Raw genomic sequence first — 8,814 nt, forward strand, 5'->3', positions numbered from 1 at the left:
CGGCCCTGATCGCATCACCAAGCAGCTGTACACCGGCGGCCGGCTGCAAAGAATCCAATCCGCTCTGGGCACGGGGTTGCAGCAGTACACCCGCTCGATGACCTATACGCCGAATGGGCAGCTGTCCACGCTGACGGATGCAAAGAACAACCGCACAACCTACGAATACGACGGTTTCGACCGCCTGAAGAAAACGCGCTATCCAGCTGCCGCTTCGGTCAATACCAGCTCTACTGTGGACTATGAAGAGATCGGCTACGACGATGCGTCGAATGTGATCTCGCGCCGCTTGCGAGATGGCCAAACGATAGGATTCACGCCCGACAATCTCAACCGTATCGTGTTCAAGAGTCTTCCAGGCTCCGAGCCGGGCGTGACCTATTCCTACGATCACAGCAACCGCATGCGAGGCGCCAGTACGTCGGCAGGTTCCGTGGGGTGGGTCTACGACGCACTCGGTCGCTTGAAGTCGGAGACCTCTTCGCTCGGGACTGTGTCCTACCTCTATGACGCAGCCGGGCGGCGTGAGCGACTGACATGGCCTGATCAGCTGTGGGTGCAGTACGCGTACGATGCGTCCAACGCGCTGACCGCGATTCGTGAGCAAGGTGCGACTTCAGGGGCCGGCGTGTTGGCGACGTTCACGTACGACAATCTTGGCCGGCGAAAAACTCTGACTCGTGGCAATGGCACGACGACGACTTACGACTACGACGGAGCATCGCGGTTGTCACTGCTCACCCATGACGTGGGTGATGCCGGTGACACCTCGAGCAATTTCACGTACTCACCGTCCTCGCAACTGCGGACGCTCACGCGCTCCAACTCTAACTACAACTGGACGGCTGCCAATGCCAGCCAAAGCTACGTCGCCGACGGTCTGAATCGTTACACCAGCGTCGGCGGTGCCTCGCTTGGTTACGATGGGCGCGGCAATCTCACCAGCCATGCGGGAACGACCTACGGATACAGCGCCGAGAATCGATTGCTTTCGGCTACAGGCGTTACCTCGGCAACGTTGAGCTACGACGCTAGCGGGCGCCTGTCGCAGCTGGCAGGCGGTGCCGGAACTCGCTTTCTCTACGATGGCACAGCGCTCATTGCCGAATACGATGGCAGCAATGTACTGCAGCGCCGCTACGTTCATGGGCCTGGGGCGGATGAACCGTTGGTGTGGTACGAAGGCGCTGGCACCACGGCGCGCCGATGGCTGAATGCTGACGAGCGAGGTTCGGTTGTTGCCGTGACCAATGGCTCGGGTGCCACGTTAGCCGTGAACACTTACGACGAGTACGGCAAGCCCGGGCCTAACAACCTTGGGCGGTTCCAATATACCGGGCAGATCTGGGTGCCCTCGTTGCAGCTCTATCACTACAAGGCGCGGGCGTACTCGGCGGAGCTGGGCAGGTTTATGCAAACGGATCCGATTGGATATAAAGATGACATCAACCTGTATGCGTATGTCGGGAATGATCCGCTGAACAAAACCGACCCGACAGGCCTTGCTCCTCCTGGCTGTGGGGATGGTTCGTGTAGAGTTACCTTCGTTGAACTACGCTCATATCCGATCAGTGGAGCGTTCGGGGCCGAGCATCAGTACGTGCATGCCACGGACTCCGATTCCGGAGTCTCGATCATTTCGAGTGCTGGCCCTAGCGCGCACTACTCGTTCGACAAGGCAATCTTCAATCAGACGGCTAAGATTCGCGGTAGCAATGAGAATGTAAAGTTAGTTACTGAGTTGGGCGTCGAGAAGACGCATTCAAATCGGCCTGAGCTGCATCCCGGTACCCACACCGTTGAGGGGAGCGCCACGAGCGTGAAGGGCAACATCTCCAAGGTGGAGGAAAAACTTCAGAGATTCAATGAAGCGGTCGACTCGGCAAGAATCGACTATCGTGCACGCACGACCAATTCAAATTCATATGCCGGCACTGCATATACCGAGGTCACTGGTAAAACTGCCCCTGAAAACGAAAATGCCAATGGTTCGGACATAGATTTAGTACCGGCTATCCGATCCTGCACTCAGAAAAAGGACGGATGTTAATGAATGCGGGGGCCTATAACGCGCGTAGAACGAGGTGCGCGTTGCAGGTTTGTTTCGCGGCTACGATAGTCCTCGTGCTATGTGCCTGTAGACCTGAGACACACGTGCCCGAGGCAAGTGCTCCGCGAGCTCTGAGTGCCATTGCCGCTGGTCCCGATGAAAGGTCCTTCAGCCAACGATATAGCCAAACGCTAACGCTGCCGATGGCGGCGAAGAACTTTTTCGAGCTGGTGGGCCGTCTTGGGCTGCAGTATCGGCTGGATAGGGATCGCAGTGTCGGCGCCGTCATACCAGAACCAAGATGGAATCCATCGATGGATACCAGTGGGATAGACAAAGTGTATGTGGTGGAGGGGGCATATGACGAAGCCACTCAAGTAACGGAGCGCTATCGCATTTACGTGAGTCGCGCGGGACAAGTGGTTTACATAGAGAACAACTTTGCTTATCCGCCAATTGGCTAGGAGATCGTGTAGTAACCAGCGCTTAGTGAAGTCGCCCTGAGGGTTTCGGACTTTTTCGCTCACGCACACTCTACCTACAAGATGATGCCAGCCCCGTTCTGCGGCCCGAGCGGCGCGAAATCCAGAGCGTGCCTTGGCATCAGATCGGCAGCGATCCTTATGGCCCGAACGCAGCGCGCATTCTCAGAGCCATCTGGCCCCCAGAGCACCCTTATTCGCGCGTCTACATCGGCTCCGAGCAAGACCTCGACGCGGTGACGCTCGAGGACCAAGGCACCTGAGTGAAGCTTGAAGTGGCTGTGCCATGCCAAGAGCTCTACACTTGACTCAGTCAAGCCGACAGGAGCAGGCATATGACCGAGTCACGTCCGCCGCTGCCACCTTTCACTCGCGACACAGCCATCCAGAAAGTCCGTTTGGCGGAGGATGGTTGGAACAGCCGCGACCCGGCGCGAGTTGCGCTGGCCTACACTGTCGATAGCAAATGGCGCAATCGCGCCGAATTTCCCGTCGGCCGGGAGCAGATCGTCGAGTTCCTGACGCGCAAGTGGCGGCGCGAGCTGGAGTATCGGCTGATCAAAGAGCTGTGGACCTTTGCTGACAACCGGATTGCCGTGCGCTTCGCTTACGAGTGGCATGACGATTCCGGCAACTGGTATCGCTCTTATGGCAATGAGAATTGGGAATTCGATGCGGCTGGGCTGATGCAAGTTCGTTGCGCTAGCATCAACGACCTTGCGATCACGGCGGCTGAGCGAAAATTTCATTGGCCACCAGGCCGCCGACCCGACGATCATCCGGGGCTTTCCGAGCTCGGTCTTTGAAGAGAGTCGTTACAACAGACTTGCTGTGAGGAGTCGCGTATGAGCATCGTCAAGATGAAAGATGGTACAGAGATCTTCTACAAGGACTGGGGCAGTGGCCAGCCGCTCGTATTTCATCATGGCTGGCCGTTGAGCGGCGACGATTGGGATGCGCAGATGATGTTCTTTCTGTCCAAAGGGTTCCGTGTCATCGCGCATGACCGGCGTGGGCATGGTCGCTCTTCGCAGACCTTCAGTGGTAACGAAATGGACACATACGCCGCGGACGTAGCGGCGCTCGCGAGCCACTTGGATCTCAAGAACGCGATTCATATTGGTCACTCCACCGGCGGCGGTGAGGTCACGCGCTATGTCGCACAGTACGGCGGCGGCGGTAGGGTTGCGAAGGCAGTCCTGATCGGTGCGGTGCCGCCGATCATGGTGAAAAGCGAACGCAATCCGGGCGGCCTGCCGCTGGAAGTGTTCGATGGTTTTCGTGCCGCGGTCGTAGCGAATCGAGCCCAGTTTTATGTCGACGTGCCGGCGGGACCGTTCTACGGTTTCAACCGTGCCGGAGCCAAGGTATCCCAAGGCGTGATCGACAATTGGTGGCGGCAAGGCATGGCCGGTGGCATCAAGGCGCAGTACGACTGTATCAAGGCATTCTCCGAAACCGACTTTACGCAGGACCTGCAGCGGATCGAAGTGCCGACGTTGGTGATGCATGGTGATGACGATCAGATCGTGCCGATCGCCGATTCAGCACTGCTGTCCGCGAAACTGCTCAAGAAGGGCACGCTGAAGATTTACCCGGGTCTGCCGCACGGCCTGTGCACGACGCATCCGGACACGGTCAACGCTGATCTGCTGGCTTTCATCCAGTCCTGAGCAAAAACTCGAACCGCTGAGTCGGCGCCCAAGACGCAGGCTCAGCCCAAAAACCTCAAACTATTTTCGGAGCGCCCACGGCAGGGCGGAAATCCGCCGTAGCGTGTTGATCGTGGCGCAGAGCACGTGCGAGAGTGCCGCCCATGTCGTGGCATACCGACGTGCCCAGCCTGTTGACTCGACTCCGGAGACGTCTGACCCGGCGCGGTCGGCTGCCTGAAGATGCCGAAGATTTGATCCAGGAAGCCTTCCTGAAGTTGGAACAATATTGCCGGCGCGGTAAGCAAGTGGATTGTCCGGAAGCGTTTCTATCGCATGCGGTCAAGAATCTGTCGGTGAGCCAGTTCCGGGCCGAGCATCGCTACGTCAACGGCCGAGTCGAACTCGACGGTGAGTTGCTACGCGATCCAGCGCCGACGCCGGAGGAAATATTCGCGGCTCAACAGCGGCTCGAGCAGATCGCGAAGCTCCTTCCCGCGCGCACGCGCGAAGTTTATTTCATGCACAAGTTCGGCGGGCTGGGGTATGTGGAAATCGCCGAGCGCCTGAATTGTTCGATTTCTCTGGTGGAAAAAATATTGGCAGCGGCTGTGACCAAGCTGGTTCAGGAACGCCAATCGGGGCGGCTTCGAGAGGGACCATGACAGCAATGAACACGCCGAAGATTGCACCGGAGATTCCGTTGAGCATCGTGAGCGACGCCAGTGCCTGGCTGGTGCGCTTGAGCGGTCCGTTGAAGACTGCGGCCACTGAAGAGGGGTTTCAGAACTGGCTGAAAGAAGACTCACGCCACGGTGCCGCCTTCCGGCAGGTCTCGGCAGAATGGGATGAAGCGGATGGCCTCAAGCGCTTCACTGACGTCATGATTCAGGCGCCGGGTCTTCGTGCTGAGGCTCAGCCACACATTCGCAGAACATCCAGTCGCCGCAAGATGGCGGCATTGGCGGCAGCGATTGCGATGCTGCTGATCGGCGGAATTTATTTTCAGTATATGCGCGTGCCCGGTATCAACACCGGCATCAACGAACTGCGCGTGATCATGCTGGAGGACGGCAGTCGAATTCATTTGAATACCCGAACGCGGGTCTCTGTGGCGTACGACGAAGCAGAGCGCCGCGTTCGGCTCGAGTCGGGCGAGGCCCTGTTCGAGGTCGCGAAACAACCGCTACGACCGTTCATCGTGGAGGCGGGCGACCGAGCGGTAAAAGCGTTGGGCACGACGTTCCTGGTGCGCAGACAGGCTGAGCAGTTGTCCGTCACCTTGGTGGAAGGCAAGGTTGAAGTTTCCACGGCCGGGGCAGGCGCGAACGTAGCGGTAGCGCAGGACTCTCCAGTGGCGCCGATCACATTGGCTCCGGGGCAGCGACTGGTGCTGGCCAAGCAAGTGGCGCCGCAGCTCGACCGGCCGCAAGTCAGTCAGTTGTTGGCGTGGCAGCAAGGCAAAGTGGTCATCGACAGCCTGCCGCTCGCGACTGCGATTGCCGAGATGAATCGTTACAGCCAGGTGCCGCTGGTGTTGGCAGAGTCGCAGCCCGACGATTTGCTGGTGAGTGGCGTGTTCACTGCTGGCCAGTCACTGAGCTTCGCGCGGGCGATGGCTCAGAGTTATGGGTTGCGCGTGGTCGAGCATGGCGAGTCGATCGAACTGGCGGGCGTCGGGCGTTCGGCGCTGAGCCCGATGTCGGCACCGCCAAACTAAACCGAAAGAATAATTTGAGGATTGTTCAGAACGTTTGCGTCTGTATTCCCCGAGAGCCAACTAGATAACCGCAGGCAAAGGAGGGCCGAAGGGGAATTCATGCATCACATTCTGTCCCGACGCAGTCGCTTAGTCTCACTGATCGTCGCCACGTTACTTTCCGCCCAGTTGCAGGCACGCGAGCCGATGCAGCTGGATATTCCGGCGCAACCGCTGTCTGAAGCGCTTCGGCAGCTCGGCACCACGTCCAATACCAACATCATTTTCGAGCCCGGCATGGTCCGCGGCATGATGGCGCCGGCGGTGAAGGGCACCATCACGACTCAAGAAGCGCTGCTCAAGCTGCTGGACGGCACGCCGTGGTCGTTCAAGTTCGTGGATGAGAACACTGTGTCTTTGGTACCGGCCAGCGAGAAATCTGCGTCCGTGGTCGATCTGCAGGAAGTCACGGTCACCGGCTCGCGCATCAAAGGAGCAAGACCGTCTTCGACCGTCTTGACGATCACGCCGGAGGAGATGCGTCTGGCGGGTCAGAACAATCTTGGCGAAGTGATCCGCGCGATCCCGCAGAATTTCAACGGTGGCCAGAATCCGAGCGTGGCCTTCAACACCGGCGGCGATCCCGCCAACACCAATATCTCCGGCGGCTCCAGCATCAACTTGCGAGGCTTGGGGCCGGACGCGACGCTGGTCCTGTTGAACGGCTCGCGTCTGCCGTATGACGGCGTCGCGCAGGCGGTGGATATTTCGGTGATTCCAACCGCCGCGATCGAACGTGTCGAGGTGCTCCTGGATGGCGCGTCTGCAATCTATGGTTCCGATGCGGTTGGCGGCGTAGCCAACATCCAGTTGAAACGCGACTACGACGGCGCGGAGCTTTCGGTCAGGTACGGCGAGGCGACCGACGGTGGCTTCGTTCAGAATCAATACTCAGGAGTGATCGGCACAACGTGGCAGAGCGGTGGCGTCCTGCTAGCAGGTGACAGCTCGAGCAACACTGCCCTCAGGGCGCGGCAGCGGGATTATCTCTCGTATCTCCCGAACAGGGACTACACCATCTATCCCCAGTTGCAGCAGGAGAGTGCATTGCTGAGCGGCCATCAGCAACTGGGCGCATCGGTCGAACTCACTCTCGACGCGTTCTATACCGAACGCCAGCAGGACATGATGTACCAGCTGGCCAACTTGATTCGGCAGCAGCGCAACTCCACGCTGTGGGGCATCGCGCCAGCGATCCGATTTCAGTTACCGGCGGACTGGTCGGTGCGAGTTCATGGCGCGCTCGGCGAGAACGACTTCGATCTGTATCAAAAAGATTTCAGTCGCACCACCGGCGCGCAGCTGGCTCGTTACGGTTCGCGCTACGCCAACGACTCGCAGGCAGCCGGCATCGAGATGGAAGGGCCGTTGCTAGCGTTGCCCGCTGGCATGGTGAGAATGTCTTTGGGTGGCGGCTATCGGCGCAACGAGTTGGTGGTGCTGAATCTGATCACTGGGGTCAAGGGCACTCATGGCTCGGATCGTAGCCGTTACGGTTACGGCGAAATCGATGTGCCGCTGGTGTCGCCGGCGCAGGCCGTGCCGATGGTCGAGCACCTTTCTTTCAATGGCGCGGTTCGCTACGAAAACTATGACAGCTTTGGCGAAACTACCACGCCCAAGTTTGGCATCAACTGGGGGGTGGTTCCCGGCGTCGAGCTGAAGGCGAATTGGGGCAAGTCCTTCAAGGTGCCGACGTTGTATCAGCAGAATGCGCTTCGCAACTTGGTGCTCTACCCGGGAAGCGTGTTCGGCGCGTCGTCCACCGACGTCATGATGCTTTCCTTCGGCGGCGCTCCCGATCTGCAGCCGGAGCGGGCGGAGATTCTCACGGCCGGCATCACTCTGACACCGATGACGTCGTTGTCGCTGGAAGCGGGCTGGTTCGACATCGACTACAGCGATCGCGTGATTGCGCCGCTGCCGTATACGGCACAAGCGCTCAACGACATTTCGTATAGCGATTTCGTGACGTTCGATCCGAGCGTCGCCGAACAAAATGCGCTGTTTGCAGAGATGGGGTTGCCGGCGGGCACTTTCACAGGAAATTTCACCGGCGCGCCGTACGATCCCAGCAATATCTATGCACTGCTTCGTAACCACTACGCGAACGCAGCGGCTCAGCGCATCAGCGGCTTCGATGCGATGGCCCGCTACACGCGCTCGCTGTTCGGCGGCAGTCTCGCCACCAGCCTGAGCGCCACTTGGATCGATAGCCATCGACGCCTTTCCAGTCAGGCGCCTGAACAAGCCGCGGCCGGTCGGGTTTTCTTCATGTCGAAGTTCAAGGCGCGCCTGGGCGCTTCGTGGTCGCGTGATGCGCTGACAGTCGCGTCCTATGTCGTGCACATCGACGGCGTCAAGGACACGCGAATTGCACCAACGCTGTCCGGTGCTTCGTGGACCACGGTCGATCTGGTATTCGACTATCAGCTGCAGTCCGCCATGGTCGGTGGGATCGGAATCAATCTTGCGGTGACCAACGTGTTCAATCGCGAGCCGCCATTGATGCGGCATCTGACCGCGACCGATGTCAACTACGACTCGACCAATTACTCGCCGCTCGGGCGCGTTTGGAACGCGACGTTGACCAAACGTTTCTGATCTTCTGATAACGCGAGGCCGCGCCAGCGCCGGCCTCGCTACTCCTTCGACACGAGGTTTCCGCATGACTCGCTCGGCCCATCCAGCGATAGCTCTATTCCTTTGTCTGTTCGTTGGCTGGTCCCACGCGCAAGGCGCGCAACCGACGCGAGCGATATCGTTTACGACGTCGGAGGGAACATGGATGTCCATCGATGTTTCACCGGACGGCCGCACGCTGCTCTTCGATTTGCTCGGTGATCTCTACACGCTGCCCATCGAAGGCGG

General features: G+C 59.1%; 9 protein-coding genes. All 9 read left to right on the forward strand.

Going from position 1 to position 8,814, the window contains the following annotated elements; translation table 11 throughout:
• Positions 1 to 2,050: RHS repeat domain-containing protein (locus tag JNL55_RS04735; protein WP_293850033.1), on the forward strand; the 2,050-nt coding region annotated here is incomplete at its 5' end.
• Between the two features lie 203 nt (positions 2,051 to 2,253).
• The gene (locus JNL55_RS04740; protein ID WP_293850036.1) at positions 2,254 to 2,514 is read left to right on the forward strand and encodes a hypothetical protein; all 261 of its coding nucleotides are present in this window, start codon (positions 2,254 to 2,256) and stop codon (positions 2,512 to 2,514) included.
• 128 nt (positions 2,515 to 2,642) lie between these two features.
• Positions 2,643 to 2,795, forward strand: coding sequence for a hypothetical protein (locus JNL55_RS04745; protein WP_293850039.1), 153 nt, complete (start codon positions 2,643 to 2,645; stop codon positions 2,793 to 2,795).
• A gap of 72 nt (positions 2,796 to 2,867) precedes the next feature.
• Positions 2,868 to 3,338 (forward strand): nuclear transport factor 2 family protein, encoded by a 471-nt coding sequence (locus JNL55_RS04750; RefSeq protein ID WP_293850042.1) that lies wholly within the window; start codon positions 2,868 to 2,870, stop codon positions 3,336 to 3,338.
• Between the two features lie 39 nt (positions 3,339 to 3,377).
• Complete coding sequence (locus tag JNL55_RS04755; protein ID WP_293850044.1) at positions 3,378 to 4,205, forward strand: alpha/beta fold hydrolase; 828 nt, start codon at positions 3,378 to 3,380, stop codon at positions 4,203 to 4,205.
• Positions 4,206 to 4,348: 143 nt separating this feature from the next.
• Positions 4,349 to 4,849 carry an RNA polymerase sigma factor gene (locus tag JNL55_RS04760; RefSeq protein WP_293850046.1) on the forward strand — a complete coding sequence of 167 codons (501 nt, stop codon included), beginning with the start codon at positions 4,349 to 4,351 and terminating at the stop codon, positions 4,847 to 4,849.
• Between the two features lie 5 nt (positions 4,850 to 4,854).
• Positions 4,855 to 5,904 (forward strand): FecR family protein, encoded by a 1,050-nt coding sequence (locus JNL55_RS04765; protein WP_293850049.1) that lies wholly within the window; start codon positions 4,855 to 4,857, stop codon positions 5,902 to 5,904.
• 99 nt (positions 5,905 to 6,003) lie between these two features.
• Complete coding sequence (locus tag JNL55_RS04770) at positions 6,004 to 8,547, forward strand: TonB-dependent receptor (RefSeq protein ID WP_293850052.1); 2,544 nt, start codon at positions 6,004 to 6,006, stop codon at positions 8,545 to 8,547.
• Positions 8,548 to 8,611: 64 nt separating this feature from the next.
• Positions 8,612 to 8,814: hypothetical protein (locus tag JNL55_RS04775; protein ID WP_293850055.1), on the forward strand; the 203-nt coding region annotated here is incomplete at its 3' end.

Origin of the sequence: Steroidobacter sp. (assembly GCF_016790065.1) — a bacterium.
In the GTDB taxonomy this organism is placed as follows: Bacteria; Pseudomonadota; Gammaproteobacteria; order Steroidobacterales; family Steroidobacteraceae; genus Steroidobacter.

What these genes read in the sequence shown, in the direction of transcription:
- JNL55_RS04740 (WP_293850036.1), top strand. Translation starts at nt 2,254, where the DNA reads ATGGCGGCGAAGAACTTTTTCGAGCTGGTGGGCCGTCTTGGGCTGCAG.
- JNL55_RS04750 (WP_293850042.1), top strand. Translation starts at nt 2,868, where the DNA reads ATGACCGAGTCACGTCCGCCGCTGCCACCTTTCACTCGCGACACAGCC.
- JNL55_RS04755 (WP_293850044.1), top strand. Translation starts at nt 3,378, where the DNA reads ATGAGCATCGTCAAGATGAAAGATGGTACAGAGATCTTCTACAAGGAC.
- JNL55_RS04760 (WP_293850046.1), top strand. Translation starts at nt 4,349, where the DNA reads ATGTCGTGGCATACCGACGTGCCCAGCCTGTTGACTCGACTCCGGAGA.
- JNL55_RS04765 (WP_293850049.1), top strand. Translation starts at nt 4,855, where the DNA reads ATGAACACGCCGAAGATTGCACCGGAGATTCCGTTGAGCATCGTGAGC.
- JNL55_RS04770 (WP_293850052.1), top strand. Translation starts at nt 6,004, where the DNA reads ATGCATCACATTCTGTCCCGACGCAGTCGCTTAGTCTCACTGATCGTC.